At 57.6% G+C, this 26,731-nt stretch carries 32 protein-coding genes and 1 pseudogene; 19 read left to right on the forward strand and 14 right to left on the reverse strand.

Annotated features, from left to right (window positions below):
• Positions 1–36: 36 nt before the first annotated feature.
• Complete coding sequence (locus tag HMPREF1287_RS10485) at positions 37–864, forward strand: ABC transporter ATP-binding protein (RefSeq protein ID WP_023016741.1); 828 nt, start codon at positions 37–39, stop codon at positions 862–864.
• A 38-nt stretch (positions 865–902) separates the two neighbouring features.
• On the opposite strand, the gene HMPREF1287_RS10490 is transcribed toward HMPREF1287_RS10485, so the two are convergent.
• The 6 genes from HMPREF1287_RS10490 to HMPREF1287_RS10510 form a co-directional block, all read right to left on the reverse strand.
• Entirely contained in the window at positions 903–1,298 is a 396-nt protein-coding gene (locus HMPREF1287_RS10490) for a hypothetical protein (RefSeq protein WP_023016742.1), read from the reverse strand.
• On the reverse strand, positions 1,295–1,420 hold the full coding sequence (locus HMPREF1287_RS12800; protein WP_255342444.1) for a hypothetical protein: 126 nt from the start codon (positions 1,418–1,420) through the stop codon (positions 1,295–1,297). The genes HMPREF1287_RS10490 and HMPREF1287_RS12800 overlap by 4 nt, the downstream gene beginning before the upstream one ends.
• Before the next feature lie 146 nt (positions 1,421–1,566).
• Entirely contained in the window at positions 1,567–2,244 is a 678-nt protein-coding gene (locus HMPREF1287_RS10495; protein WP_023016743.1) for a methionine ABC transporter permease, read from the reverse strand.
• Positions 2,244–3,266, reverse strand: a complete 1,023-nt coding sequence (locus HMPREF1287_RS10500; protein ID WP_023016744.1) for a methionine ABC transporter ATP-binding protein — start codon at positions 3,264–3,266, stop codon at positions 2,244–2,246. Before HMPREF1287_RS10500 ends, HMPREF1287_RS10495 begins: the two co-directional genes overlap by 1 nt.
• A 16-nt stretch (positions 3,267–3,282) precedes the next feature.
• Positions 3,283–4,122: a MetQ/NlpA family ABC transporter substrate-binding protein gene (locus HMPREF1287_RS10505; protein ID WP_023016745.1), complete on the reverse strand. Its 840-nt coding sequence runs from the start codon at positions 4,120–4,122 to the stop codon at positions 3,283–3,285.
• 463 nt (positions 4,123–4,585) lie between these two features.
• Complete coding sequence (locus HMPREF1287_RS10510) at positions 4,586–5,518, reverse strand: hypothetical protein (RefSeq protein WP_023016746.1); 933 nt, start codon at positions 5,516–5,518, stop codon at positions 4,586–4,588.
• A gap of 543 nt (positions 5,519–6,061) precedes the next feature.
• Between HMPREF1287_RS10510 and rplN the strand changes: the two genes are divergently transcribed.
• The 3 genes from rplN to rplE are packed head-to-tail and all read left to right on the forward strand — an operon-like array spanning position 6,062 to position 7,303.
• Positions 6,062–6,430, forward strand: coding sequence for a 50S ribosomal protein L14 (rplN, locus tag HMPREF1287_RS10515; protein WP_005276965.1), 369 nt, complete (start codon positions 6,062–6,064; stop codon positions 6,428–6,430).
• A gap of 4 nt (positions 6,431–6,434) precedes the next feature.
• Positions 6,435–6,749: a 50S ribosomal protein L24 gene (gene rplX / locus HMPREF1287_RS10520; RefSeq protein WP_005276967.1), complete on the forward strand. Its 315-nt coding sequence runs from the start codon at positions 6,435–6,437 to the stop codon at positions 6,747–6,749.
• 2 nt (positions 6,750–6,751) lie between these two features.
• Complete coding sequence (gene rplE / locus HMPREF1287_RS10525; RefSeq protein ID WP_005281269.1) at positions 6,752–7,303, forward strand: 50S ribosomal protein L5; 552 nt, start codon at positions 6,752–6,754, stop codon at positions 7,301–7,303.
• Between the two features lie 97 nt (positions 7,304–7,400).
• Here rplE and HMPREF1287_RS12750 read toward each other — a convergent pair.
• The 4 genes and pseudogenes from HMPREF1287_RS12750 to HMPREF1287_RS12760 all read right to left on the reverse strand — a co-directional run.
• Positions 7,401–7,690 (reverse strand): annotated as a pseudogene (locus HMPREF1287_RS12750) (IS30 family transposase); the annotation flags it as partial.
• An 825-nt stretch (positions 7,691–8,515) separates the two neighbouring features.
• A complete protein-coding gene (locus HMPREF1287_RS10535; RefSeq protein WP_023016748.1) occupies positions 8,516–11,965 on the reverse strand; it encodes a choice-of-anchor M domain-containing protein in 3,450 nt (1,149 codons plus the stop codon).
• Between the two features lie 207 nt (positions 11,966–12,172).
• Positions 12,173–12,487 (reverse strand): hypothetical protein, encoded by a 315-nt coding sequence (locus tag HMPREF1287_RS12755; protein WP_023016749.1) that lies wholly within the window; start codon positions 12,485–12,487, stop codon positions 12,173–12,175.
• A 48-nt stretch (positions 12,488–12,535) separates the two neighbouring features.
• The gene (locus HMPREF1287_RS12760; protein ID WP_023016750.1) at positions 12,536–13,156 is read right to left on the reverse strand and encodes a hypothetical protein; all 621 of its coding nucleotides are present in this window, start codon (positions 13,154–13,156) and stop codon (positions 12,536–12,538) included.
• 163 nt (positions 13,157–13,319) lie between these two features.
• On the opposite strand from HMPREF1287_RS12760, the gene HMPREF1287_RS10545 reads away from it, so the two are divergent.
• Entirely contained in the window at positions 13,320–14,105 is a 786-nt protein-coding gene (locus tag HMPREF1287_RS10545; RefSeq protein ID WP_023016751.1) for a formate/nitrite transporter family protein, read from the forward strand.
• Here HMPREF1287_RS10545 and fdhD read toward each other — a convergent pair.
• On the reverse strand, positions 14,102–14,920 hold the full coding sequence (gene fdhD / locus HMPREF1287_RS10550; protein ID WP_023016752.1) for a formate dehydrogenase accessory sulfurtransferase FdhD: 819 nt from the start codon (positions 14,918–14,920) through the stop codon (positions 14,102–14,104). The two genes, HMPREF1287_RS10545 and fdhD, sit on opposite strands and share 4 nt — an antisense overlap.
• Positions 14,920–15,168: a DUF6457 domain-containing protein gene (locus HMPREF1287_RS10555; protein ID WP_005276987.1), complete on the reverse strand. Its 249-nt coding sequence runs from the start codon at positions 15,166–15,168 to the stop codon at positions 14,920–14,922. The genes fdhD and HMPREF1287_RS10555 overlap by 1 nt, the downstream gene beginning before the upstream one ends.
• Before the next feature lie 354 nt (positions 15,169–15,522).
• Between HMPREF1287_RS10555 and rpsH the strand changes: the two genes are divergently transcribed.
• From rpsH to HMPREF1287_RS12640, 7 genes are all read left to right on the forward strand, one after another.
• Entirely contained in the window at positions 15,523–15,906 is a 384-nt protein-coding gene (gene rpsH, locus HMPREF1287_RS10560; RefSeq protein WP_005276990.1) for a 30S ribosomal protein S8, read from the forward strand.
• Between the two features lie 15 nt (positions 15,907–15,921).
• Positions 15,922–16,458, forward strand: coding sequence for a 50S ribosomal protein L6 (gene rplF / locus HMPREF1287_RS10565; protein ID WP_005276991.1), 537 nt, complete (start codon positions 15,922–15,924; stop codon positions 16,456–16,458).
• Between the two features lie 3 nt (positions 16,459–16,461).
• Positions 16,462–16,863 carry a 50S ribosomal protein L18 gene (gene rplR, locus HMPREF1287_RS10570; RefSeq protein WP_023016753.1) on the forward strand — a complete coding sequence of 134 codons (402 nt, stop codon included), beginning with the start codon at positions 16,462–16,464 and terminating at the stop codon, positions 16,861–16,863.
• Between the two features lie 40 nt (positions 16,864–16,903).
• Positions 16,904–17,527, forward strand: a complete 624-nt coding sequence (gene rpsE, locus HMPREF1287_RS10575; protein ID WP_005276995.1) for a 30S ribosomal protein S5 — start codon at positions 16,904–16,906, stop codon at positions 17,525–17,527.
• 3 nt (positions 17,528–17,530) lie between these two features.
• Positions 17,531–17,716 (forward strand): 50S ribosomal protein L30, encoded by a 186-nt coding sequence (gene rpmD / locus HMPREF1287_RS10580; protein ID WP_005276997.1) that lies wholly within the window; start codon positions 17,531–17,533, stop codon positions 17,714–17,716.
• A gap of 3 nt (positions 17,717–17,719) precedes the next feature.
• The gene (gene rplO, locus HMPREF1287_RS10585) at positions 17,720–18,166 is read left to right on the forward strand and encodes a 50S ribosomal protein L15 (RefSeq protein WP_005277000.1); all 447 of its coding nucleotides are present in this window, start codon (positions 17,720–17,722) and stop codon (positions 18,164–18,166) included.
• 142 nt (positions 18,167–18,308) lie between these two features.
• Positions 18,309–18,449 carry a hypothetical protein gene (locus tag HMPREF1287_RS12640; protein WP_005277003.1) on the forward strand — a complete coding sequence of 47 codons (141 nt, stop codon included), beginning with the start codon at positions 18,309–18,311 and terminating at the stop codon, positions 18,447–18,449.
• 107 nt (positions 18,450–18,556) lie between these two features.
• Here HMPREF1287_RS12640 and HMPREF1287_RS10590 read toward each other — a convergent pair whose 3' ends face one another.
• Positions 18,557–20,059, reverse strand: coding sequence for an FAD-binding oxidoreductase (locus HMPREF1287_RS10590; RefSeq protein ID WP_023016754.1), 1,503 nt, complete (start codon positions 20,057–20,059; stop codon positions 18,557–18,559).
• Between the two features lie 11 nt (positions 20,060–20,070).
• Positions 20,071–21,378 (reverse strand): class I SAM-dependent methyltransferase, encoded by a 1,308-nt coding sequence (locus tag HMPREF1287_RS10595; RefSeq protein ID WP_023016755.1) that lies wholly within the window; start codon positions 21,376–21,378, stop codon positions 20,071–20,073.
• Positions 21,379–21,755: 377 nt separating this feature from the next.
• On the opposite strand from HMPREF1287_RS10595, the gene secY reads away from it, so the two are divergent.
• The 7 genes from secY to rpsK all read left to right on the forward strand — a co-directional run bounded on the left by secY (position 21,756) and on the right by rpsK (position 26,728).
• Positions 21,756–23,081 (forward strand): preprotein translocase subunit SecY, encoded by a 1,326-nt coding sequence (gene secY / locus HMPREF1287_RS10600; RefSeq protein WP_023030124.1) that lies wholly within the window; start codon positions 21,756–21,758, stop codon positions 23,079–23,081.
• Positions 23,081–23,626, forward strand: a complete 546-nt coding sequence (locus HMPREF1287_RS10605; protein ID WP_005277013.1) for an adenylate kinase — start codon at positions 23,081–23,083, stop codon at positions 23,624–23,626. Before secY ends, HMPREF1287_RS10605 begins: the two co-directional genes overlap by 1 nt.
• Positions 23,626–24,420, forward strand: a complete 795-nt coding sequence (gene map / locus HMPREF1287_RS10610; RefSeq protein ID WP_023016756.1) for a type I methionyl aminopeptidase — start codon at positions 23,626–23,628, stop codon at positions 24,418–24,420. The genes HMPREF1287_RS10605 and map overlap by 1 nt, the downstream gene beginning before the upstream one ends.
• A gap of 79 nt (positions 24,421–24,499) precedes the next feature.
• A complete protein-coding gene (locus tag HMPREF1287_RS10615) occupies positions 24,500–25,291 on the forward strand; it encodes a L,D-transpeptidase (protein WP_005277016.1) in 792 nt (263 codons plus the stop codon).
• A gap of 259 nt (positions 25,292–25,550) precedes the next feature.
• Positions 25,551–25,769 (forward strand): translation initiation factor IF-1, encoded by a 219-nt coding sequence (gene infA / locus HMPREF1287_RS10620; protein ID WP_003854422.1) that lies wholly within the window; start codon positions 25,551–25,553, stop codon positions 25,767–25,769.
• 182 nt (positions 25,770–25,951) lie between these two features.
• Positions 25,952–26,320 (forward strand): 30S ribosomal protein S13, encoded by a 369-nt coding sequence (gene rpsM, locus HMPREF1287_RS10625; RefSeq protein ID WP_005281309.1) that lies wholly within the window; start codon positions 25,952–25,954, stop codon positions 26,318–26,320.
• Between the two features lie 3 nt (positions 26,321–26,323).
• Positions 26,324–26,728 (forward strand): 30S ribosomal protein S11, encoded by a 405-nt coding sequence (rpsK, locus tag HMPREF1287_RS10630; protein ID WP_005277076.1) that lies wholly within the window; start codon positions 26,324–26,326, stop codon positions 26,726–26,728.
• Positions 26,729–26,731: the final 3 nt, after the last annotated feature.

Consider the following 26,731-nt stretch of genomic DNA (forward strand, 5'->3'; position numbering starts at 1 on the left):
AGTGCTACACACTCGTACGTGGATGAAGGAAAAGATATGACGGATAATCAGCCCACGAGCCCGAAGCGCCGGTGCAGCCTCCAAGCCACCGGCATCCATGCGGGATATAAGGACGGCGAGGATATCCTCTCCGGCGTCGACCTGCATGCCCGCGCCGGTGAGGTCACCACGCTCATCGGGCCCAATGGCTGCGGCAAGTCCACGCTGCTCAAGACGCTGTCTAAAATCCTGGCCCCGCGGCAGGGTAGCGTCATGGTCGGGGAGGCTGACCTGCATGCGATGAACGCGAAGGAAGCCGCGCAGCAGGTGGCGCTGCTGCCGCAGCACCCCGTGGCGCCGGATGGGCTGCGGGTAGGCGAGTTGGTCGCACGCGGGCGCCACCCCTATCAGGGCAGGATGCGCGGCCTTTCTCCTACGGACCGGGAGATCATCGCCCAGGCCTGCGAGGCCACGGAGATTGTGGACTTCCTCGATCGCGATATCGCTTCGCTGTCGGGCGGGCAGCGCCAGCGCGTCTGGCTGGCTTTGGCGCTCGCGCAAGATACGCCGGTGCTGCTTCTCGATGAACCCACCACCTTCCTCGACCCCGCCCATGCCATGAGCATGCTGGAGCTGGCTCGCGCACAGGCGCGCGCCGGCAAAACGGTGGTTGTGGTCCTGCACGATCTCATGCTCGCGGGCCACTACTCCGATTCCATGGTCGTGATGAAGGCCGGCGATATCATCGCTCGCGGCGCACCGAAGCAGGCGCTGGCCCCCAAGGTATTGGCGCAGGCCTATGGCATTGAGGCGGAGGCCTGGGACGACCCGCTTGGCGATGCCCCCATTATCGTCCCCCGCCGCGTCCTCCCCAGCGACAACTAAGCGCTCCCCGCGCTAAGCGCCAGGAGCGCTTGGTTCGGCTACTGCCGCGCCAACCGGCGGATATCCAAAACCGAAATGGCGATGATGAAGAGGTTGAGCACGCAGCCCACGCTCAGCAGGAAATTGCCGATGCGGTAGGTTCCTGTGCCGACTGCCGCCATGTTGCCGTAGATGTAGATCCAGATTCCCCAGCCCACCAGCAGCACGATGCCGGCGATGCCGGATAGCAGTTTGAGGCTGCGCGGGGAGGCTGGAGCGAAGAACTTAAAGGCGGCATCGATAAGCGCGCCCGCTGCAAGGATGATGCTTACTCCACCCGAGAGCCACAGTGGGAGCAGGGCTGCGGTGCCAACGACGACGGGGAGGATGAAGGCGAGGAACGCTAAGAGGAATAGGCCCAGGTGTATCCACAGCGTGCGTTTGGTGTAGCTCATAGGGCTGACTCTACTTCCTTGCGCAGTGGGGGATTGGCGCCGGTGCGGGAGGTCGTTCTGTTATCCGCGCTGCTGGTCACCGCCACAGTAGTCGGTTCTTCGCCGCACACATGAATAATCATAGTTCCATAGTATCGGGGACATGAACCACCGACCGAACTTTCATTTCGCTCCACCAGTTGGGAGAAAGTGACGTCGTAGAGCTTGGCTTTCTGATACTAGAAAAGGCTGGGGATAAACCCCAGCCTTCGTCCTTTTCGGGCGTACTTTAGGCGCCGTTGCGTGCCCGGCGGGCGAGCGCATTGCCCAAGCCCTGGATTGCTTGTACCACCACGATGAGGATAATCACGGTGAGGATAATGGCTACGGTATCGAATTGCTGATAGCCATAAGATACCGCCAAGTCACCGACGCCGCCACCACCGATGGTTCCGGCCATCGCAGTGGCAGAAATCAAGGTGATGGTGGAGGTGGTCAGCGCCAAGATGATCGAGGCCTTAGCTTCCGGCAGCAAGAAATAGCGGATGGTTTGCCACAGGGAAGCGCCCATGGATTCCGCGGCTTCGAGGATGCCATCGCCAACTTCCAACACCGATTGCTCGATGAGGCGGGCCATAAACGGCGCGATGAAGATGGTTAGCGGCACCAGCGCCGCGGTCATGCCGATGGAAGTTCCAACGATAAGGCGCGTGAACGGGACGATTGCCACCATCAAGATGATAAACGGCAAGGAGCGCACCGTATTGACTAGGAAGTCCGTAATCCTAAACAGAACGCGGTTGGGATACATGCCCTGTGGGTTAGCAAGTACCAGGATGATTCCCAGGGCAACTCCGCCGATCGTTCCTAGGAAGAGGGAAATACCCACCATATAGAGGGTTTGGCAGCCGGCCTCTAGGTATTGATCGATAGAAACCTTGGTATCGAAAATCTCGGTTAAATCCATTAGTTCACTACCTCTGCGTTGAGTTGGCCCTGCTGCTGTATCCATTGCACGGCATCGTTAAGCGCAGCTTCATCCTTATTGGCGAGCCCGAGTACCAACGTGCCAACCGTGCCATCGCGTAAGGCCACGTCGGAGGCGTGGATAATATCCGTGTCGATGCCTCGTTGCACCAAGCTGCTGACAAGCCCCTTCGCCGCGCCGCTGTGGTGGGTGACGCGCAGGACGCGGTCATAGTGGGATTCATTGACCGTTTCTTGTACCGATGCTGGAAGGTGTTGCGGGAGCACTGTCTCCACGAGCCGCTGCGTCAGGGGTTGCTGTGGAGCAGAAAAGACGCCGCTCACGGAGCCGTTTTCGATGACGTGGCCGTCCTCCATCACCACAACAGTGTCCGCAATGCGGGAGATAACGCCCATCTCATGCGTGATGATGACGACGGTGATATCCAGCTCCTGGTTCACGCGGACGATGAGATCCAGAATCTGGTCTGTCGTGAGCGGGTCGAGGGCTGAAGTAGGTTCATCGCACAGCAAGATCTTGGGGTTGGTAATCAAAGCGCGGGCAATACCAACGCGTTGACGCTGACCACCAGAAAGCTGCTTCGGCAGCGATTGAGCGCGTCCTTCAAGGCCCACCATTTCCAGCACCTCGGTAACGCGCTGCTGGATTTCCTTCTTCGGCGTTTTGGCCAAGATGAGCGGCATCGCCACGTTCTGGGCCACCGTCTGCGTATCGAGCAGGTTGAAGTGCTGGAATACCATGGACACTTCTCCGCGCAGCTCGCGCAGTTGTTTCTTGGACAGCGCGTTAAGGTCGCGGCCCAGAACATTGACCGTTCCAGCGGTGGGCTTTTCCAGTCCGTTAATGGTGCGCAGCAAGGTGGACTTGCCGGCACCACTCGTGCCGACGACCCCGAAAATGGAGCCCTTTTCGATGTCCAAGTTGACAACTTCCAGGGCTGTCACCGAGGCCGACTTCGTGCGAAAGGTCTTGCCTAAGTCGCGAAATTCAACATCAAGCATGGAGAAAAGTTCCGTATTACTTCTTGAGCGAGTCTGGAACGAACCAGTAGTTTTCCTCGTTCACGCTATCGACGTGGTCGAGGAACTCCTGGGACTTATAGGCATCAATAACTGCCTTAGCCCAGTCAGCGTCCTTCTTGTCTTCCGTGGTTACGGCCTGGAGGATGAGGTCATCACTGAGATCTTCTTCCCCAAGGGCCAGGGAAGGGTCGACCTTGGAGGAATAAGCGATGGAGCCTGGGATAATACCCCAGTCAACATCGTCCATGGAGCGCGGAATGGTAGCAGAGTCCATCGGCTGAATCTTGAGGTCGTGCGGATTGTCCTCAATGTCATTGACCGTCAAGAGGTTCTGGTCAGCATCGTCCTTCATGGTGAGCCAGCCAAGCTTGACCAAAAGGCGGAATGCTCGAGTCTGGTTCGAACCGTCCTGCGGGATGGCAACGGTGTGTCCCTTATCCACATCATCAATGGACTTATGGGACTTGGAGTAAATCTTGGTCTTAACGGTGGGGATATCGGTGAGGTTGGTCAGCTCGGACCCAGTCTCTTGGTTGTAGACGTTCATGTACGCCGTGTGCTGGTCTACGTTGAGATCAATCTGCCCCTCGGATAGAGCGACATCTGCCTGTCGCAGCTCAGAAAAGTCCGTGTAATCGACCTTAAAGCCTTCATTTTCAAGGATTGGCTCAATTCCGTCCTTGAAAAGTTCAGAATATGGTCCTGGGGAAGTACCAACCTGAATCGTATCCGTATCGCTGTTGTCTTCACTATCGCTAGCGCAAGCGCTCAGCGTAAGTGCGGTTGCAGCAGCCGTTACCGATGCGCCGATTTTTGTAAATAGAGAGCGTGTCATGAGGAACCTTGGAATAGTAGACGTAAAAGTGGACGCAACATAGACTACCCGGTTCAACTATTTAGACCAAGTTGTATGGAGTGAGGAACTCTGTGTTTTTATGGCTGGCCCGACCGTTGTGGGTGGCATTTCCGCAGGTGACCTGGGTAAAATATAGCCTCAGTATAAATAATCGGGGGAATTTAATAGGATTTACTATGCAAAATTGTACAGGCTGGTCTAGTTGTGCGTCAGGGCACAGGAATCATTGCGGTAATCATGGTGGGGGAGGATATGGGGAGGGGTAACTGAGAGTAGGGGAGGACTGTCGAGCTGTAGGCCGTTGAGTCTGCCAGCCATGAAAGCCTCACAATTTTACGACACTGGAATTCCTAATGCGCATAGAAAAAGGCTGTGCGGCCGGGAATCGTTCCCGACCGGCACAGCCAGTCCTTTTACGGTTTTACCTGTAGGGGTGTTTCGCTTAAGCGAAGAACTTGCGGCGTGCAACGAATTCACCTGCAGCAAGCAGGCCTGCGATAGCCAGTGCAACAGCGCCACGTGCGATGGAGTTGTTACCGGTCTCTGCGGCCATGCCACGAACGTTGTCGGTGGACTGAGCACCGTTGGTGGTGCCCTGTGCGGAGTTACCCTCTGCAAGCTTGCCGCCCTGAGCGATGACCTCGTCCTTGTTTTCCTTCAGCATCTGCTCGGAAGCAGCCTTCTCCTCAGCGGTAGGCTGCTCGTTCTTGCGAGCCTCGTCCTTGACGTAGGTCTTACCGTCGTGGGTCAGGTACCAAGTGATGCCACCGATGATCAGCGCTGCAGGAAGTGCCAACCAAGCAAGCTTCTTGGCGTCGAACTTCTTCTCATCCGGCTTTGGAGTCTCGCCTGCAGCACTCTTGCACTTGCCGATGGTTTCTGGGGTTACCTCAACGTTGACGGCATTGGAGCCTTCAACGTATACATCCTTCTGCTGAATGTGCTGGTAGCAAATGGTGCCGTCTTCCAAGGTCTTGGTAGACGCACCAGGGATTGCGCTGGTGTCTTGCTGGTCCTTGACAAGCTTCTCGGCTTGGTCTGCGGTCAGGCGGACAGGGTTGCCGTTTTCTGGCTTAGACAGCCAAGAACCGTCCAACTGCTTGAAGTACTCAACGCCATCGACGACGATTGGGTCAGCAGCGGTGTCGTGTCGCTCGATCTCGCCGTTGTTTTCTGCATCTTCGTCCAGTTCGCCGGTGGTGTCTTCATCGGCTTCCGTGTTGGCGTTAGCCTCGGGGCGTAGGTCCAGTTGCGGGTTTTCTGGAGCAACGTACATAGGGTTGTCATTCTCTTGAGCCTGCGCCACAGTGGTGCCACCCAAAGCCAGCGCGCCGGTGAGGACGGCGGCAGTGAGAGTCTTTGGAAGACGGTTCATATTTTTCCCCTTAGGGGGGGATGATCTCCGTCAAGAGGGGAATTTGCAATTGACAGGAATAACATTAGCCACAGCTGTTCAAACTGTCATCTAGAAACTGTAATCATTTGTGTGGATAAATGAATCTTTTTTCAGAAACGGTCGAAAATTGGAACTAATGCGCGGGGTGGCTTGGTGAAACTTACGTGCAGGGAAAGCGTGAAAAGTGCAGGTAATTCTACTCAAGGAAGTTAAATTTGGGATAATTCGAAAAATCGAAATGTATTGCATTCTCGAAGGTGGAAGTGCTACACCTCCATGGGGGTGATTCGCCGAGGCAAAGTGCTGCGTTTGCGGTGTTTTGGAAGTGGTTAAGCCATGTGGTTCAATGTATAGGTTGCGAGAGCTGGTCGGTCCGTAGCGGTGCGTTTCCGAATCGCCGGTCCGAGACCCATCGACGCTTTACGGTGTTCGTTGTAAAGGCTTGAGCACAGCAAGTTTGTAGACCGCGTGTGGCAAGGACGGAAATCTTGTCGCACATCAATCCAGGTCAGGAGACCCATAGTGATTCAGCAAGAATCGCGTCTGCGCGTCGCCGACAACTCTGGTGCACGTGAGCTTTTGTGCATCCGCGTTCTCGGCGGCTCCGTCCGACGCTTCGCTGGCATCGGCGACATTATCGTCGCAACCGTCAAGGACGCTGTTCCAGGCGGCAGCGTTAAAGAAGGCGATGTAGTTAAGGCAGTTATCGTCCGCGCGAAGAAGGAAACCCGTCGTCCGGACGGTTCCTACATCCGCTTTGATGAGAATGCTGCAGTTATTCTGAAGGGCGATAGCGAACCTCGCGGTACCCGTATCTTCGGCCCGGTTGCTCGTGAACTTCGTGACAAGCGTTTCATGAAGATCGTTTCTCTAGCACCGGAGGTGATCTAATCTTATGAAGATCCATAAGGGAGATATGGTGATTGTCATTTCGGGCCCAGATAAGGGCGCGAAGGGCAAGGTCATCGAGGCATACCCGAAGCGCGAAAAGGTCCTCGTTGAGGGCGTTAACCGCATCAAGAAGCACGTCGCAAACTCCGCTACCGAGCGTGGCGCCGAGTCCGGCGGAATTGTTACCCAAGAAGCTCCGATCCACGTGTCCAACGTTGCGATCGTTGACTCCGAGGGCAACCCGACCCGCGTGGGCTACCGTTTCGACGAGAACGGCAAAAAGGTCCGTATCGCGCGTAGCAACGGGAAGGACATCTAAAAATGAGCGAGAACTACACCCCGCGTCTGAAGACTCGCTACCGCGAGGAAATCCGCAAGAACCTGAACGAAGAGTTCAACTACGACAACGTCATGCAGATCCCTGGCGTCACCAAGGTCGTCGTCAACATGGGTGTTGGCGAAGCTGCTCGTGACTCCAAGGTTATCAATGGCGCTCTCGAGGACCTGACCGCTATCACCGGTCAGAAGCCACAGCTGCGTCGCGCAAAGAAGTCCATCGCGAACTTCAAACTGCGTGAAGGCATGCCCATCGGCGCGCGCGTTACCCTGCGTGGCGACCGCATGTGGGAGTTCCTGGACCGTCTGCTGACCATCGCGCTGCCACGTATTCGTGACTTCCGCGGTCTGTCTGACCAGCAGTTCGACGGCCACGGTAACTACACCTTCGGTCTGTCCGAGCAGTCCATGTTCTACGAAATCGACATCGACAAGATCGATCGTCCCCGTGGTATGGACATCACCGTCGTTACCACCGCTACCAACGACGAAGAAGGCCGTAAGCTCCTGCGCGAACTCGGCTTCCCGTTCAAGTAAATAGAGCGCTAAAAAATCCCAACTCGTTGCAAGGAGTTGGGATTTTTTAGTTTTAATGCCAGCGCTTGGATTCTAGGGGTCGTTGCAACGATGACGGTTACTTTGGTGTGATACTACCGGTTTGTGTCAGGGCGTTGGTCATGACTTCGGCTGGGGTGCGCCAGTTGCGTGCTTTGCGTGGTTTGGGGTTGTGAATGTTGGCGATCATCTCCAGGTCCTCGGCGCTGTAGATGGACAGGTCACTGTTTTGGGAAGGATTCTCCTGAGCCTGCCGTTGGTGTTTTCGTTGCTGCCTCGTTCCCACGGCAATCCTGGATGGCAAAAATAGATGGGAATGTCAGTGGCCATGGTAAAGGCTTTATGGCCAGCCATTTCACTTTCTTGGTCGGGCTGGGCTCTTCTTATTAAGTGTTAAAAACAAAAGGAACGTCGAAGCTATCATTAGTCCAAGGGAGAATGTGTAGTTTGAGTCATTCAGTAATCCACCGAAAATCGATAGTGCAAACCCGACGAAAAATACCCCAGATTCCGATCTCGGGTAAAAATCTCTACGTATAGAGGCGTTGTACAGGGCCAAGAATATTACCGCCACAGCAAGAGGGAAAACCCTTAATTCTCCCCAGAAAAAGCCTGCTAGAGAAGTGGATACAAGAATGATGAAAGGAGTTAAAGCAGATTTCGATATACGGCTAAACAAAGCTAATCACATTTCTTACGGGGAACCTTCGCCCGTCCATTGGTCATAAATTGCTCAGGGTACCATGTTGATTCACGTGGACCCAATTTCTCTTAGCGGTCAATTTATTCCATTATGTAGTCGGGCTATCACTGCATACAGGCTCAATTTCTACTGACTTTCCCAAGAACCCGTAAACAGTTAGATAAATTTAATTTGCATAGTGTTTCTTCGATAATAGGGAATGAGCCAGAAAGGTAGGTAGGCACCCAGCATAATCCATTGAACTATTTTTAACATGCTGAATATAACCGTTCAGTTTAGTTTCCGCCCCATTCGGGCAGAGGTTAAAAGCTTGGTGCGTAAATAACCACGTCAAAACGCAAAATGAGCCCGGCCCGAACTGGTAAGCGACCATGCTCGGGGCCGATCTCTGCGTCAGAAGTAGATGCTTCTTGGGGTCTAAGGTCGTGGAGCAGTTCCCCGGTGAGAGTTCGTTGCAGTGGGGCGGTGCAACGAACCCCGGAGCTTAAGGGCTACTGACTGTCCTTAGACCGCTTTTTCACCAACACTATGCCGCCGACAATAAAGAGTGCGGCGAGCACGAGTCCCCAACCGATATTGGCACCCGTGGAGGCTAGTGCACCGTTGTGGGAGCTGGAGGAGCCTCCGCCGGATCCGGAGCCCGGACCAGAGCCACCGCCTGCTGCACCCTTAGCGGTTGTGGACTTGCTGGAGCCCTCCGACTTCCCAGTGCTATTTCCCTTGGCACCTGCATTCGATCCGGACGAGGTAGAAGCCTTGGACTTTTCGGAGCCCGGCTTATTAGTGCCGGTGCTATTCGAGCCGTTATCTGGCTTGGTAGCGCCTGGCTGCTTATCCTTCGAGGAGTCTGCGGGCTTGCCCTCTTCCTCATCGCTTTCTTTGTCAGCGCCTTTTCCGCCGGGCTGGGTGGTTGAATCGCCTACGAGGAAGGTCACGGTGTGCCAGTCGGTGAGTTTGTCACCGTTGTTGTTGACGGTGCGCATGTCCATCTCGTAGCGGCCTGGTTCGGTAAAGATCCAGTGCGCGTGGACATGAAAAGGACCATCCTCAACGCCCTTAATCGTATGGGTACCGTTGCTATCGGCTAAGGTCCGTTCCGGTGTGTTCAGGGAGGCAGTGTGGCCGGCCCACCATTGTCCGTCCGTAGGCGCTGACTTAGGACGAACCTCGATAGCAGCGTCACGGTAGTCTTGCCCGACCTTGATCGTGTCCCATCCCGGCCACACAGCATTGTGATCCTGTTGTAATGGCAGGTGGTAAATCGTTGAGCCAGTCTTTACCATTCCGGTAAAGGACAGCGTCTTAGCCAGAGAGTCAGCGACCGGCACGCGTTGCGCATCGTGAATGCGCAACGCTACGTCTTCAGGCACGTTGTGGCGGTTGTCTTCGTTGACATAGAAGCCAAGTTTATTGTCCACAACCTTTGGCCCGAAGTCGATGTGGCCCTTGGTGATCTCGCGCTTTTTGGAAGGCTCTTCGCTGGGAGCGGGGTCCGTTGACTCTGGGGTTGGTTCCTTCGATGGGGCGTTGTTGTCGGTTGTGCCGTCGGTGCTGCCATTGGAGCCGCCTTCGGTCGCATTGTCATTGCCCTTGGTTGGTGGGGTAGCAGATGATGAATCCTCGGTAGCTACCTTGAAGCGCAGAACGGCCTTCTTCGCGGTTTTGCCGTCTTTTTCGGCGACCGTGACACCGACTTCATACGTACCGGGCTTGTTGAATGCCCAGTTGAGGTGCATGTGGTCAGGGCCTTCGGTGGTATAGGAATGCGTACCATCGCTGCCGGCAAGGCGCTGGTCTAGGCCGGTTTGATCAGCCAGATATGCCAACCATTCGCCGTCCTTCGGGGCTTTGACGGGGGTGAAAGTAAAGGTGTAGTCCTTCTTGGTGTCCTGGTACGCATCTTCGGTGCTTATCCCAGGCCACACCACGCCGGTGCGCTGTGTCTCTGGCAGGACGTAGGCTGCGCTGCCTTTCTTTCCAAAGTGCGGGATGTCCTTGTTCAAGGTGGTCTTGACCTGCTTGGGAACGGTGAAAAAGACATCGGAAGGCTTACGCCAGATTGCACCAATATGGTACAGATTCGTCTCGTCCTTGATGCCTAGGTGCAGCTCACCGTCCTCGTGGATTGGGGCGATATCGACGTGGCCTCGGTGCAGATTGAGCTCCTTGTTGGGGGTGTCCTTATCCTTCGGGCCCTGCGGTTTGGGTTTGGGGACATTGGGGACAGAAGGCTTCGGGGTCGTGGAAGGTGCTTCAGGGGAAGACTCTTCGGTTGGGGTGGAACCCTCTGACTCTTCTGCTTCTTCCGAACCTTGCGGCTTCTTTGGTGTGTTGGAGTCTTCTGGATTCTCCGAGCCTTCTGGTTCCTGCGTGTCCGCGGAATCGGGAGCATCTGCGAACGAGACGGTGGTCTCAGCTATCGGCTTATAAGCCTCTTTGTGAGTATGGCTAAATAGCGTGGCGCCGCCGGCATCGGAACGCGAATCAGGAACGATGCGTAGCATGAGCTGGTAGCCGGGCTGCTTACAGCTATCGATGAGTTGCCTGCTCGTCCTTTGTCCTGGCCCGGAAGTAAAGCCGATTTCGCAATCTGCAATATGCTTTTCCGGTAGGTTGGTCATCGGTTCGCCATTTACCTTGTAGAAGCCGCCGGTAACGCGCACCGTGGTGCGGTCATCTTCGGGCTCTACGGTGATGTCGATATTGCGGTCACCATCGCCGTATACCTCGCTGGTGGACACGGTGATATCTGGGCTCTCGATCTTAAGGGGCTCTGTCTCAAACGGCTCTATCTCTTCCATTTCGGGAGTAGGAAGCTCGCCGCTTTTCGTTGTAAAAGCTTCGTCATCTTTAGCGGCCCTTTCCTTGACGGTGACGGCGCTGGTCCAGAACTCCACGGGTTCGGATACCCAGCGTGGGCTTGGGGCGTCATCGTCTGGGATAAAGATGGCTTGGAAGTCGGATTTTTCTTCACCGATCATTTCATCCCACGATGCCTTACCGCCTTCTACCTTGCGCTCGGCAAGGTAGTGGCCATTGATGGTGAAGACGGCGCGGCCGGTGTCTTTGGCATTTCCCGTATCGAGTGACAGCGTGGTGAGGATGCCTTCCTTCGCGCCCTTGGTATCGGCCGTGGAGGGAGCCATCTTAAACATAGGGGCATTGGACTCGGAATCTTCGGCTGCGGAGCCTTCAGGCTTGGCATCGTTAAAGGCAGCATCAAGATCGGTAATCGTGCGCTCGGCGGGGTTGGTCCCGCCTACCTGCCAGACTAAGGTTTGTGGCTCGGAGTGGATGAAGGTGCCATCCTTCTTTCGCGCAGAAGCGCGGTAGGTGACCTCGTAGTGGCCGGGACGGGTAAACGTCGTAGCGTTATGCGTATGCGTTCCCGCGTTAACCCATGTGGTACGGAATCCCGGATCGTGGGAGGACCAGAGTCGGTTGAGGGGGTAGTCCTCTCCGTTGTACCTAAATAGCTCCATGCGGCCGGGGCCCTTAAAGTCCACGATCTCCATGTTGAAGGACTTATCGCGGAATTGATCGGTAGGTAGATCTGCAGCGGCGCCGAACCCAGCCCAGATGGGCATGGTGTTTTTCGGGAAGCCGACCGCGGGGCCGCCGTAGTACATGAGCTGGTTTGTCTTGGCCTTAAGAAATTCAAAGCGTGGGTCATCGGGCACGCGCCAGGCATAGGCTCCTAGGCCGCCGTCGACGCGGCCGTGGCTCACCCAGTTGATCGTGTCCTCGATGGGGACTAGGCCCGCACTATTGGACATGAGCTTGAAGTTCCCGTCCTGCCACACCGCGTGCGGGGAATCCACGTGTGTTTGGGTGCGGACAATCGGGGCATCGCCAGCGAGGGCGAGGGGAGCGTGGAATAACGCGAGCGCCAAGGCCACCACTATGGTGGCAAAGCGCGCAAATGAGGTGCGCAAAGGCATAAGGTTCTCCCAAGGTTAAAGGCAGTGAACTTTTATGTAGATTCAAACGAATATTACACTATTGCAAACCGTTATCGGTACATATAGTGAGGTGAGGGAAAATATACCTGTGCGCTGGGAAAAGGGAGGATATGAAAAGTCCCTACTTCCGGCGGTGGAAATAGGGACTGTGGGGTTCGGGGGTAGGTGGCGGAGGGTACTCGGCGATTAAGCCTTCTTGTCCTCCGCGGTATGGGTGGTGCCTTCGTATTGCCAGCCCACGACGGCATTGCGCACGGCGGCCTCGAGGGGGTTAGCGGGCTGGATGCAGCTAATCGTCAGCAGCCTGCCTGGCATCGCGTCCTCGCCCCATACGCTGGAGTCACCGGCCAAGCCCTGTTTATCGGGGTCGTGGAGATCGGTTGCGGTGTAGATGAGCCAATTTTGGTCGGAATTTTTGGTGCGGACGTAGAGCTTATCGCCGATGCTGACCTTGTGCTCGTTGGCAGCGCCATCGTAAAGCTTATTGAATACGGCAGGCACACCCGCGCCGGTGTGGCCGGCGATGACGACGATATCCTCGGCATTGGTTCACGGCAGGGAATACGGGCGATCATCGGCGGTATAAGTGCAGGCCTTATCCATGGTGTCAGGGTTGATGGCGCCATCGAGCACGCGGCAATTGTCATCGTCGAACTTCGCATGAACATCGATGGCGGGAATGAACATCTCTACCGCGGCGGATGGCTCAATGACGGGGGCCTGTTCCGCCGTGACCTCGTTGGTCTCCAGGCCTTCTGGCGGGCTGATGCTGCGATCGATGGAGCTGATGACCAGCAGTGTTACCACGATGCCCGCCGCGATACGGAGGACCCAGGAAGACTTCCAGGCATCTTTCACGCGATCCCATCCGGAAGGCTTCTTCCGGTGCCTAGGCAAAGAGGTCTCCTCGAGGCGGCGGTTGGGGTAGCGGCGCTGGATGCGGCGCGCGTGGTTTTCGGCCTTCCGCCAATCGCGATCGTCGGAGCGGTGCCTGCCGGAGCGCCTGGGCTGGGTTCCTTTGGCATCGCTGGTCGATGGCCGGGGGCGCGTGCTGCGGGTCCTGCGGGAATAGGACGTAGCGGCAGTGTTGCTTTCTGGTGCCGCCGAGTGGCGCGAGTGCGCCGCAGAACGTTGGGGCCTCTCCCTCCGTGGCCGGTCTTGGTGGTCCATGCGACCTCCGAGGAAAATAGGGACAATAGGGGTGGGTGTGAACCAAGTTTATAGTAATAATTTCTATTTACTGTTTATTGACGCGGGGAATGCGCAACACGCTACGATAATCCGTGATTCTCTTGTCCGTATAACCACAGTTAAATAAGGAAATAAGAAAACGGTGTCTCTCAACGAAGCTGCCAAAGGCGCATCCCTGAAAAAGGCCGCCCTGCTCGATCAATCATTTGCACGCTTTTCTGTCCGCGCAATCCTCGCCGGTGTCTATTTGTGCATCGGTACCGTCTTTGCCGGTGTCGTAGGCCAGGCGGTAGAGGGCGTTGCGCCGGGCCTCGGGTCCGTGACCTTTGCCCTGTTCTTCGGCCTAGGCCTATTCGCCATCGTTATCCTCGGCGCGGAGCTGGCCACGGGCAATATGATGTACATGGTCTACGGGGCTATGCAGAAGCACCTTTCCTGGGGTAAGGCCTTCTACGTACTGCTTATTACCACGATCTTTAACCTTCTAGGCGCCATCATCTTTGCCGCCGTCATGGGCATGTCTGCCAAGCTCGCGAATATGGATCCCTCGCACCTGTTGGTCACCATCTCTGAAGGCAAGCTGACCAAATCCCCGCAGGGAATGCTCGTAGAGGGCATGGCCGCAAACTTCGTGGTCAATATGGGCATCGTTGGCGCGGTCTTTGCCAAGGAAATCGTGTCGAAGTTCATCGTCATCGTCCCCATCATCGGCATCTTCGTGGGCCTAGGCCTCGAGCACGTGATTGCCAATTTCTGCCTTTTTGCGCTCACCTTCTTCGGCAGCGATCCACTGCCGGCAGCGCTGACCGTTGGCAATGTTGCTCTCAACTGGACGCTGGTGTGGATTGGCAACTTCATTGGCGGCGGCTTGCTCATCGGTGGCGTGTACGCCTGGCTCAATAATGGGCCGGAAGATTACCGCGACTAGGCCAGCGTGCCCGAATAAAGGTTAAAGCGATCAGCACGGGCAAAGCCCACTAGCGCCATGCCGGTCTCGCGGGCGGTCTCTACGGCAAGGGAAGAGGCGGCGCTGACGGCAACGAGCATGCCAAAACCGGCCATGGCGGCCTTTTGGACCAGCTCGAAACTGGCGCGGGAGCTCATGACCAAAATGAGGTCATCGGCGGGCAGGCGCTCTTCCATGAGCAGGTGGCCAATGACCTTATCGGCGGCGTTGTGCCTGCCTATGTCCTCGCGGATGACCACCGGCTCACCCTCGAGGGTAAACGCGCCGGCGGCGTGGATTCCGCCGGTCTTGCGGAATTCCTTTTGGGCGGCGCGCAGCTTCTCCGGTAGCTGGACCACCAGCTGTGGATCCACGGGAATCTGGGGGATGGAATAGCGCGACTTCTTTGCCAGTGCTTCGATGGACGAGGTTCCGCACACGCCGCAGGCGGAGGTCGTGGTGGTCAGGCGGAGATCGCTTAAGTCCAACGGCGTATTCTTTACCAAGTCTATGTCTAGCAGGTTATAAGTATTCATGCCCTCGACGGTGGCACCGGCGCAGTAGCGGGCAGTGGTGACATCGGAAAGCGCGGCAATATGCCCCTCGGAGTGGAGGAAACCGTGCGCCAGCTCAATATCGTGGCCCGGGGTGCGCATGGTGGTGGTGATGGTCTGCCCACCCACGCGAATCTCAAGCGGCTCCTCGCCGGCGACGGTATCGGCGCGGGTATCTACCTGCGCGTGCTCGCCCAGGCGCACCTTCGTGACGGCAAAGGTGGCATTCTTGCGTCCAGCCATTACTTCAGCGCCTCCTTGAGGGTTTCGATATTTACCTTGGCTTCTGCCGTGCTTGCCGATGCCAACCCCACCACGAACGCCGTCAACGGTGCTGCCGGCCGCGATTGGGTATGGGCCACGTCCTTGGTTAAGTCCAGCAGTTCCCGGGTCAGCGCCGTGGCCTCGTGGGGCTCGAGGTTTAATAGCCGCGCGGCTTCTTCAAGCCATTGGTGGGCGGTGCGGATCGGATCTTCGTTCTCGGTACTTATCTCAACTACTCCTCAATTATGTAGCGCTGTATCCGACTGTAATGAATGCAGGGGATTTATTTGGAAAACCGCAGGATATGGCGTAAAGTGTTCCCGCGTGCCTGCGCTGCAGCCGGTGCATGCGCAAAGCCTTGCGGGTTTTGCGTGCTGAACTGGCAAAACGCAGAGCCGAAAAAGAATTGAACATCAACTTTGTTGTAGGCCCCTCGCCGTTTATAGCGGACCGTTGTCTGAATCAAAGGGTGGCGAGCGCCTTGCGGTATTGACCGTGAGGAGCGTGAGTAGCCCGAAATCACACGGAAAACGCTTTGGTGAGCACGGGAACCGCAACGAGAAAGGTACACGGTCACTCATATGACTATGACTGATCCTATTGCCGACATGCTGTCGCGCGTGCGTAACGCAAGTAACGCACACCACGACGTCGTGTCGATGCCTACCTCCAAGTTGAAGGCAAATATTGCTGACATCTTGAAGCAGGAAGGCTACATCGCTGACTACACCGTTGAGGGCCACACCCTGTCCCTCGAGCTGAAGTACAACAACCGCGAGCGTTCCCTGTCTGGTCTGCGTCGCGTGTCTAAGCCGGGTCTGCGTGTGTATGCAAAGTCCACCGAACTGCCACAGGTCTTGGGCGGCCTGGGCGTGGCTATCATTTCCACGTCCCACGGTGTGCTGACTGACCGTCAGGCTGAGGAGAAGGGCGTAGGCGGAGAAGTTCTCGCCTACGTCTGGTAAAGGGAGGTTTGACACATGTCTCGAGTCGGTCTAGCACCGATCGCCGTACCAAACGGCGTCGAAATCAACATCAACGGCCAAGACGTTGAGGTCAAGGGCCCTAAGGGTACCCAGAGCGTAAACGTTCCGGATCCGATCACCATTAACGTGGAAGACGGCATCTTGACCGTTTCCCGCCCTGATGATCACCGCAAGCACCGTGCTCTGCACGGCCTGTCCCGCTCGCTGCTCAACAGCGCCGTCATCGGCGTGACCGAGGGCTTCACCATCAAGATGGAAATCTTTGGTGTCGGCTACCGTGTGCAGCAAAAGGGCCAGGACCTGGAATTCAGCCTGGGCTATTCCCACCCGATCCTCATCAAGGCTCCGGAGGGAATCACCTTCGCAGTGGACGGCAACACCAAGCTGTCCATTACCGGTATTGACAAGCAACTAGTCGGACAGATCGCCGCTAATATCCGTCGCCTGCGTAAGGACGATCCTTATAAGGGCAAGGGTATTCGCTACGAAGGCGAGCAGATCCGTCGCAAGGTCGGAAAGACGGGTAAGTAAGCAATGGCAAACACTGAAAACACGAAGCGCACTCCAGTCGGCAAGGACATTTCTTCTCGTCGTCGCGAAGCACGCGCACGCCGCCACTTCCGTATCCGTAAGACCCTGCGTGGCACCCCTGAGTCCCCGCGCTTGGTCCTGCACCGCTCTTCGCGCCACATGCACGTCCAGGTCATCGATGACCTGGCAGGCCACACCCTGGCCTCCGCATCCTCCATGGAAGCGGACATCCGTGCACTCGAGGGCGATAAGAAGGCAAAGGCTGCCAAGGTGGGCGAACTGATTGCTGAGCGCGCCAAGGCCGCTGGCATTGAGCAGGTCGTCTTTGACCGCGCAGGCTACAAGTACCACGGCCGCGTCGCTGCGCTGGCAGACGCCGCACGTGAAGGTGGTCTGAAGTTCTAATGATCATCGTCAACGGAAACATCAACGGAAGGATCGCGTAATGTCGGACCGTGAACAGCGTGACGGCGGACGCTCCGCCGAGAACAACAAGAACAACCGCGGCGGCAACGGCCGTCGCAACGATCGTCGTAACCAGCAGGACAACGAGCGCGATAAGTACATCGAGCGCGTTGTGACCATCAACCGCGTCTCCAAGACCGTTAAGGGTGGCCGCAACATGTCCTTCACCGCTCTCGTCGTCGTTGGTGACGGCCAGGGTCAGGTAGGCGTTGGCTACGGCAAGGCTAAGGAAGTTCCGGCTGCAATCCAGAAGGGTGCAGAAGAGGCTCGCAAGAACTTCTTCCGCGTACCTATGGTTGCCGGCACCATCACCCACCCGGTAGAGGGTCGCGACGCAGCGGGCATCGTCATGATGAAGCCTGCCGCTCCTGGTACTGGTGTCATCGCCGGCGGTGCTGCTCGTCCGGTGCTCGAATGCGCTGGCGTGCAGGACATTCTGTCGAAGTCCCTGGGCTCCGACAATGCACTCAACGTCGTCCGCGCTACCGTGGACGGCCTCAAGCAGCTGGTCCGCCCCGAAGAGGTTGCCGCACGCCGCGGCAAGTCCATCGAAGAGGTCACCCCGGCCCGTATGCTGCGCAAGCGCGCAGGTCAGGAGGCATAAACAATGGCTCTGAAGATTACACAGGTAAAGGGCCTGGTGGGCACCAAGCCGAACCACCGCAAGAACATTGAGGCTCTGGGCCTCAAGCGCATCGGTCAGTCCGTTGTTAAGCAGGACACCCCGATCATCCGCGGCATGGTTCACAAGGTTCGCCACCTGGTCACCGTCGAAGAAGTGGCAGGGGAGTAAACCATGGCTGATATCATCAAGCTGCACGACCTGCGCCCAACCGCAGGAGCAAACAAGCCCAAGACCCGCGTCGGCCGCGGTGAGGCATCCAAGGGTAAGACCGCTGGTCGCGGTACCAAGGGTACCGGCGCTCGTAAGCAGGTTCCCGCTGCTTTCGAGGGTGGACAGATGCCCATCCACATGCGTCTGCCTAAGCTCAAGGGATTCAAGAACCCGAACCACGTTGAGTACCAGGTTGTTAACGTGGCTGACTTGGCCGAGAAGTTTGCCGATGGCGGCGACATCACCGTCGCTGACATCGCAGCTGCTGGCCTCGTCCGCGCTAACCAGCCGGTCAAGGTTCTGGGCAGCGGCGACATCAACGTTAAGTTGAACGTCACCGCAGACAAGTTCTCCAAGTCCGCCGTAGAAAAGATTGAGGCTGCTGGCGGTTCCGCCAACACCAAGTAATCTGGACTAGAGACTAACTACACCCCCTTTCCTCGCACCTTGTGTGCGGGGCGAGGGGGTGTAGTCGATCTATGCGGACGTATGCATGGCAGTGGTAGTGTTATCACCGTAAACACTCATCCCTACTAGCTAGGAGTTTGCTATGTCGTCCATTTCTTCATTCCTTGCCGCTGTCATCTCCGCCGTGCTGGCGCTCGCCGGCTCCACCGGCCCCGTTGACGCCAACCCGCAGCTGTCCCAGCCGGATAACGCTGAGACCGCGCAGGTGGCCCAGGAGCAGTAGTCGCGCTGATTTAAGCCTCGGGCCTCGTCAGAGATTGGGCCCGTAGCTGCAAAAAGGGTGGAACGCTTTCACGAGCGTTCCACCCTTATGTGGTTTTGGGAGCTGTCCTAGGCCTCGTCCACGGTCTTTTCAAAAAGGCCGGGGAAGCGGTCATCGGGGTCCGTTACGGCCTTGATAGCATCGGGCAGCTTCCCGCCATAGAGCTCCTCGAACCGCTCGCGGGAGTAGAAGGCCTCGGAGTACAGCGACTTGTGGCCGCCCAAGTCATTGACCTTTTCTTCAATGACGCGGTTGAAGGCCCCATTGCCAGGAGCGCTGGGATCGACGTGATCGCCGTCCACACCGGACCAGAAGCCGACGTTGACCCACGTCTTGCCGGGGCGCAGCGGGTACAGCGGCCAGGGGTCCTGGGACTCGGCGGCAATATCGCCGGTGCCCACGAGTTCGCCCACGCCATCGCGCAGCCGGATGGGGCACAGCCATACCGGCTGGATATCGGAGGCCTGGAAGAACCAGTGGAGGAACTCTGGGAGGTTTTCCGGGGTGACCTCAATATCCTGGACCACGCGCTCGGCGCGCGGCTTGCCGTGTGGCTTTTTGATGAAGTTGTACTCCAACTCGTACTTCCGGTCCAGACGCACGAGCTTCCAGTAGAAGGAGCTGCGGCGCAGCTCGCGCGGCCAGACCTTGCGCACCTTGGGGTTCTGGGCGCCAAAGGCACGCGAGCACCAGAACCAGTCAGTATCCCAGCGCCAGATATAGTCGCGGATGGTAAGGCGGTCTCGCCGAATGCCCTGGGCGTGCTGCAGGCTGCGGTAGTAGATCTTATCCCGCGTGTAATCGGAGGTAGGGCCTTCTTCATCGGTAAAGCGCGCGAAGACGAGGTAAGCCTCGTCCTCAGAAAAGACCACACCGTCTAGGCCATCGACGGTTTCACCCTCGTGGGTGTGGTGAACGGAGACATCGGCAAGCACGCGGCTTGCCTCCTCCACCGTGTGGAAACGCTGCTCGCGCAGCTCCACGTAGGGCGGCACGGGCTCGAGCTCGATCTTCAGGCGCACCGCGTAGCCCAGAGAACCGTAGGAATTGGGGAAGAGGCGGAAGAGATCGACGTTCTGCTCGCGCGAGCAGGTAAGGATCTCGCCGGTGCCGGTGAGGATATCCATCTCGATGACGGACTCGTGCGGCAGGCCGTTGCGAAAGCTCGTGGATTCCACGCCCATGCCGGTGACCGCGCCGCCCAGGGTGATGGTTTTTAGCTGCGGAACGACGAACGGCATGAGGCCGTGCGGCAGGGTGGCATCAACCAAGTCCTCGTAGGTGCACATGCCCTGCACATCGGCGGTGCGGGCGAGGGGATCGACCTCGATAACCCCGCCCAAGCCGGAGACGTCGAGGCCTATCTGATTCTCGCTGCGGCCGCGGAAGAGGTTAGAGGTCTTTTTGGCCAGGCGCACGCGCTTTCCGGCGGGGACCTCGCGGAAGCTGCGCAGCAAGGTGTCTACGCCGGCGCGGTGGGCCTGCCAGCCCACGGGCTCGATATGCACGGCATCGACCGGGCGCGGCTGCAGGGCAGAAACGCGCTCGCGTAAGTGATCCAAAAGGGTCATATGGGCTCCTTTTAAAAGCGGCTGTCTTCCCACCAACGGCGCTCGGGCACGCCGGCGCGGGAGCCGGCCTCGCCGAGCTTGATGCCCAAGAAGTGGTAGAGGTTAATGATATTGCGCTCGAAGCCCCACTCCGAGCCGGCCATGTAGATGCCGTAGAGGCGCGCGGTGGGCAGGCCGACCAAATCGCAGGCCTCTTCCCAGTTCTCCTTCAAGTTCTCACACCACTCGTGCAGGGTGCGCATGTAATCAAAGCGCAGGGATTCGGTGTGGAAGACCTCGAAGCCATTGTCCTGCATGGCCTTGGTGACGTTGCCGGAACCGGTGAGCTCGCCATCGGGGAAGATATAGCGGTCGATGAACCCGCCCTTGGGCGTCTTGTGGTTATCCGGGTAGGTGATGTTGTGGTTCAACATTAACCCGCCGACCTTGAGCTTGCTGTACATGAACTTGAAGAAGTCATCGTAGTTCTGCACGCCGATGTGCTCGATGATGCCGATGGCGGAGATCGCATCAAAGCCTTCTTCGGTGACATCACGGTAGTCCATGAAGCGGACCTCGGCCAGATCCTGCAGGCCTTCTTCCTCGATCTTCTTTTGGCCCCACTCGGCCTGCTCTTGCGACAAGGTCACGCCGATGGACTTCACGCCGCGGCGGGCGGCGTAGCGCACCATGCCGCCCCAGCCACAGCCCACGTCCAGGTGGGTGTCGCCTTCTTTTAGGCGCAGCTTGTCAAAGATGAGGCGGTACTTGTTTTCCTGTGCCTCCTCCAAGGTGGCATCTGGGGTGGGGAAGTAGGCGCAGGTATAGGTCATGGAATCGCCCAAGAAGAGCTCGTAGAAGTCATTGCCCACGTCGTAGTGATCAGAAATGACGTCGGCGTCGCGCTCCTTGGAGTGCTTGGACAGGCCATCGTGCAGCTTGCGGCGCAGCCAAGAGGCGCGCTCTACCTCAGGCACCGGCTGGATGTGGAAAGCACCCATGGAAGCCAGCGAACGAACCACGCGGGCCAAGTCTTTAGCGCTGGGCTTTTCAAACTTGTCATACATCGCGTGCAGGGCGTTGAAGATGCCGTACGGGTGGGCGGGGTGCTCGCCTTCTACAGAGATGCCGTCGGTGACGTAGGCGCGGGCGAATCCGACATCGCCTGGGTGGGTGGCGATATAAGCAAGTCCGCCGAGGCTATTGATGGTGACCTTGTAATCAGCATCGGCAGGGCCGGTGGCAGAGCCATCAAAGGCTTCCCAGCGGAAGGGGTTGGGACTAGGGATAAATACGTCGATGATCTCAGCAACGGTCATCGGCGTGAATTTTTTGCTCATTCAGACTTCTTTCGCAACGTTGGGTTCACACCAATAACGACCTTGGCGTTTAGGGACCGCCAGGCCGGAAAACTACGGGTAAAAAATTGCGCAGGGCAATAATTAACATGGTAAACCCCCAGTGGAATAAGCGCGAAAGAATGGGCAATCATTGTCACATAATGCGGGTTAGATGTGGCGCGCAGATATAAGGCTGGTAGGGTTATGGGGTCAAAAGTGTTCCACCGTTCCTTTGGGACTCCTTGTCTTTACTTCTTAACGCCAAGTGAGGAAGATGTGGAGCCCTGCGGGAGCCATAGAGTGTCCACCTCCGTGTGTTGCTGCGTGAGGAATCCATAGATTCGCGCGTGACAGCGGTAGGCCAGGAGGATTTTGTAGTGTCCGCCATTTTGCAGGCTTTTAAGGATGCCGACCTACGCAAGAAGATCATCTTCACCATCGTGATGATCATTGCGTACCGCATCGGTGCACAGATCCCGTCGCCGGGTGTAGATTACGCGTCAATTGCAGGGCGCCTGCGTCAGCTGACAGAGGAATCCGGAGACCTCTACTCCGTGATTAACCTGTTTTCTGGCGGCGCCCTATTGCAGCTGTCGATCTTCGCCATCGGCATCATGCCCTACATTACGGCGTCCATTATCGTGCAGCTGCTGACCGTGGTCATCCCGCGCTTTGAGCAGCTGAAGAAGGAAGGCCAGTCTGGGCAGGCGAAAATGACCCAGTACACCCGCTACCTCACGCTCGCCTTGGCGCTGCTGCAATCCTCCGGCATCGTCGCGCTGGCGGACCGCGAGCAGTTGCTGGGCCAAGGCGTGCCGGTCTTGGCGGAAGACCGCAACTTCTTCACCCTGATCCTGCTTGTGGTGACGATGACCTCCGGTGCCGTCCTCGTGATGTGGATGGGCGAGCTGATTACGGAAAAGGGCATTGGCAACGGCATGTCCCTGCTCATTTTCGCCGGTATTGCGACGCGCCTGCCTACCGATGGCATGAATATCCTGCAAAACAACGGCGGTATGGTCTTCGCCATGGTGCTGGCTGGCCTTATTGTTCTGGTCGTCGGTATTACCTTCATCGAGCAGGGCCAGCGCCGCATTCCGGTGCAATACGCCAAGCGCATGGTGGGCCGGCGTCAGTACGGTGGTTCTTCCACCTATCTGCCGCTGAAGGTGAACCAGGCCGGCGTTATCCCGGTCATCTTCGCTTCCTCGCTTATCTACATGCCGGTGCTGATCACGCAGATCGTTAACTCCAGCTCCGTGCACACCCCAGATAACTGGTGGCAGCGCAATGTGATTGCGCACCTGCAGGCGCCGTCCTCCTGGCAGTACATCGTCTTGTACTTCCTGCTGACCATCTTCTTTGCATACTTCTACGTCTCGGTGCAGTACGACCCCGCTGAGCAAGCCGATAACATGAAGAAGTACGGTGGCTTCATCCCCGGCATCCGCCCGGGCCGCCCCACCGCGGAGTACCTCGGCTTTGTCATGAACCGCCTGCTGAGCGTCGGTGCCCTGTATTTGGCGTTGATCGCCATCCTGCCGAATATCCTGCTGGATCTTGGCGTTGGCCACTCTTCGGCCGCCGGCACCTCCGCCTTTGGCGGTACGGCCATCTTGATTATGGTCTCCGTCGCCTTGACCACGGTCAAGCAAATTGAATCTCAACTTCTCCAATCCAACTACGAAGGACTATTGAAATAATGCGTCTTGTACTTCTCGGCCCTCCCGGTGCTGGCAAAGGCACCCAAGCAGCAATCCTGAGCGAAAAGCTCGGCGTTCCACACATCTCCACCGGTGACCTCTTCCGCGCCAATATTGGCGAGGGCACCCCGCTGGGCGTTGAGGCGAAGTCCTATATCGACGCCGGCAAGCTCGTGCCTACCGATGTCACCGCGCGCATGGTAGAAGAGCGCCTCAGCCAAGACGACGCCAAGAACGGCTTCCTCTTGGACGGCTTCCCGCGCACCACCGAGCAGGCAGACATCTTGGAAGAGCTGTTGTCCAAGAAGGGCGAAAAGCTCGACGGCGTATTGAACTTCGAGGTTTCTGAGGACGTTGTTGTCAAGCGCATGATGGCCCGCGGCCGCGCCGACGATAACGAGGAAACCATCCGCACCCGCCTGGGTGTCTACCGCGATGAGACCTTCCCGCTCATCGAGCACTACGGCGATGCCATCATCCCCATCAAGGCAGAAGGCTCCGTCGAAGAGATCAACGCCCGTGCCATGGAAGCGCTGGGCAAGTAATGGCTTTTCGGCGCCGCACCAAGCGCATTCCCGCCCGCACCCCGGGCGAGCTGGATGCTATGCAGGCGGCTGGCGAGATCGTCGGCAAGACGCTGCAAGCAGTCCGCGCCGCGGCGGCGCCGGGAGTGAGCACGCTGGAGCTCGATGCGGTGGCGGAACAGACCATCCGCGATGCCGGTGCCACCCCTACTTTTAAGGGCTACGAAGGCTTTCCGGGCTCCATTTGTTCCTCCGTCAACGATGTCATCGTGCACGGGATTCCGGATGCAAAGACCGTGCTTGCCGATGGCGACCTCCTCTCCATCGACTGCGGCGCCACCCTCGATGGCTGGGTAGGAGATAGCGCGTGGTCCTTTCCCATCGGTGAACTGGACCCGGACGTTGCGGCATTGAACGCGGCGACCGAGTGGGTGCTCATGGAAGGACTGCAGGCGATGGTCCCGGGCAACCGCCTGACCGACGTGTCCCACGCCTTGGAGCAGGCAACTTACCGCGCCGAAGACAAGTTTGGCGTATCCCTTTATATCGTGGATGGTTACGGCGGTCATGGAATTGGCCGGACCATGCACGAAGAGCCCTACTTGGAAAATGAGGGAAAGCCTGGCCGCGGGCCCGTCATTCAGGAGGGCTCCGTCCTGGCCATCGAGCCAATGCTTACTTTGGGCACCGTCGATAGTGCGGTGCTAGAAGATGACTGGACGGTGGTCACGCTCGACGGTTCCGTTGCCGCACATTGGGAGCACACGGTAGCCGCGACGGCGGACGGCCCGCGTATCCTCACCAGGCGCTACTAATAAATTCCCAGTACATATTCCCTGAAAAATCGCCGCTTAAACTAGGCGTAAATCCCCTGAAAGGTTTATACTCACCACTATGTCTAAATTCAGCCTCCGCAAGTTAAGTGCCACCGTTGCTGCACCAGCAGTGGCTGGCGTCATGGCATTGAGCACGATTGCCGGCGCCCCTGCAGCCTCTGCTCAGCAACTCCCTTCCCTCGATCAGCTCACTGCCCAGGCCCAGCAGCAGCTTGATAACTTCCACGGCCAGACCCGCGACCAGGCATGGCAGACCCGCAATGACATCCTGGACCAGGCTGAGAAGTACACCCCGGAACTGGTGCCTAACGTGCAGTCCGCAGTCGATAGCGCCCTGGAATTCCTCTTTCCGGGCCTAGTGGCTCAGAAGAACGAGGAAGCACGCCAGGCTCGCGAGGCTGCTGAGCGCGCACACGCACAGCAGATTGCGGAAGAAAAGGCGAAGGCTGAAGAGGCGGCGCGCCGTGCGGAGGAGCAGCGCCGCGCTAACCAATTCGACCGCGGCTCCTGCCCGGCAGATGCCAAGATTTGTGTCGACCTTGACGGCCGCCGCACCTGGCTGCAGGAAGGTGGCGACGTATCCTACATTTCCCCATCCATGTCCGCCGGCATGGTGGGCGAGGAAACCCCGCGCGGTACCTTCCACGTCAACCGCAAGGTGAAGGACGAAATCTCCCGCGAGTTCAATAACGCGCCGATGCCGTTCTCCATCTACTTCACCAATAACGGCCACGCTTTCCACTTGGACAACACCAACGTTGACTCCAATGGTTGCGTTCACCTGCCTTATGATGCAGCGGTTCGCTACTGGAACGATGTCCAGATTGGTGACAAGGTCTACATCTACTAATTCGGCGTAGCTCACCGCGTTAACGCGCCTCGCCCTCGCGCTTGGTTCCGGAACTTGGAACTGAGCGCGAGGGTATTTTTAGTTTTCCGCTGCCGGTTGGGGATTTATGAAAGTGCGTGCGGTTTGGAAATCGTGTCGCTGCAGCGTATGCTGGTTTGACGGTGTATAGCGCCAGTAGGTCTGGTTGGCTTGCACCACCGCAGTAGACAACAAACATGCAGGTGACAGGTACTTGTCTGTCGCCAGAAAAGTAGAGGTTATGGCTAAGGAAGGCGCAATTGAGGTAGAGGGTCGCATCGTCGAGCCTTTGCCAAACGCAATGTTCCGTGTCGAGCTCGACAATGGGCACAAGGTTCTTGCTCACATTTCCGGTAAGATGCGTCAGCACTACATCCGCATCCTCCCGGAGGATCGCGTCGTCGTAGAGCTGTCTCCTTATGACCTGACCCGCGGACGCATCGTCTACCGCTACAAGTAAACACAGTCAGCCTCCTCACCCAAGGGCGAAGCATGGCTTTGTCCTGTACACCTCAGGCTACGGTGGCCTGAGCCCGCACTGGTAAGCAACCCAAGGATTCCCGGCACGGTCCGGGCGAAGCGTTGCATGGAGCGGGACGGATGGGGAGAAAACCGCCGTAACAACCCGAAAGGACACGCCTTATGGCACGTCTAGCTGGTGTTGACCTTCCACGCAATAAGCGTATGGAGGTCGCTCTCACCTACATCTACGGCATCGGTCCAACCCGTGCCAAGGAATTGCTAGAAAAGACTGGCATTTCTCCTGACCTGCGCACCGACAACCTGGAAGATGAACAGGTTTCGGCACTGCGTGACGCAATCGAAGGCTCCTGGAAGGTAGAGGGTGACCTCCGCCGCCAGGTTCAGGCTGATATTCGTCGCAAGATTGAAATCGGAAGCTACAAGGGTCTGCGCCACCGTCGCGGTCTGCCGGTACGCGGTCAGCGTACGAAGACCAACGCGCGTACTCGTAAGGGCCCGAAGAAGACGATCGCAGGAAAGAAGAAGTAGTTCATGCCTCCAAAGACTCGTTCCGGCGCACGCCGTTCCGGCCGTCGCGTCGTCAAGAAGAATGTGGCTCTGGGCCACGCATACATCAAGTCCACCTTCAACAACACCATCGTCTCGATCACCGATCAGACCGGTGCTGTTATCTCCTGGGCATCCTCCGGCCACGTTGGCTTCAAGGGTTCCCGTAAGTCCACTCCGTTCGCCGCGCAGATGGCCGCTGAAAGCGCCGCACGCAAGGCAATGGACCACGGCATGAAGAAGGTTGACGTATTCGTCAAGGGTCCGGGCTCCGGCCGCGAGACCGCCATCCGTTCCCTGCAGGCTGCAGGCCTCGAGGTTTCCTCGATCACGGATGCAACTCCACAGCCGCACAACGGCTGCCGTCCGACCAAGCGTCGCAAGGTTTAAGGG

Origin of the sequence: Corynebacterium sp. KPL1986 (assembly GCF_000477975.1) — a bacterium.
Classification (GTDB): Bacteria; Actinomycetota; Actinomycetes; order Mycobacteriales; family Mycobacteriaceae; genus Corynebacterium; species Corynebacterium accolens.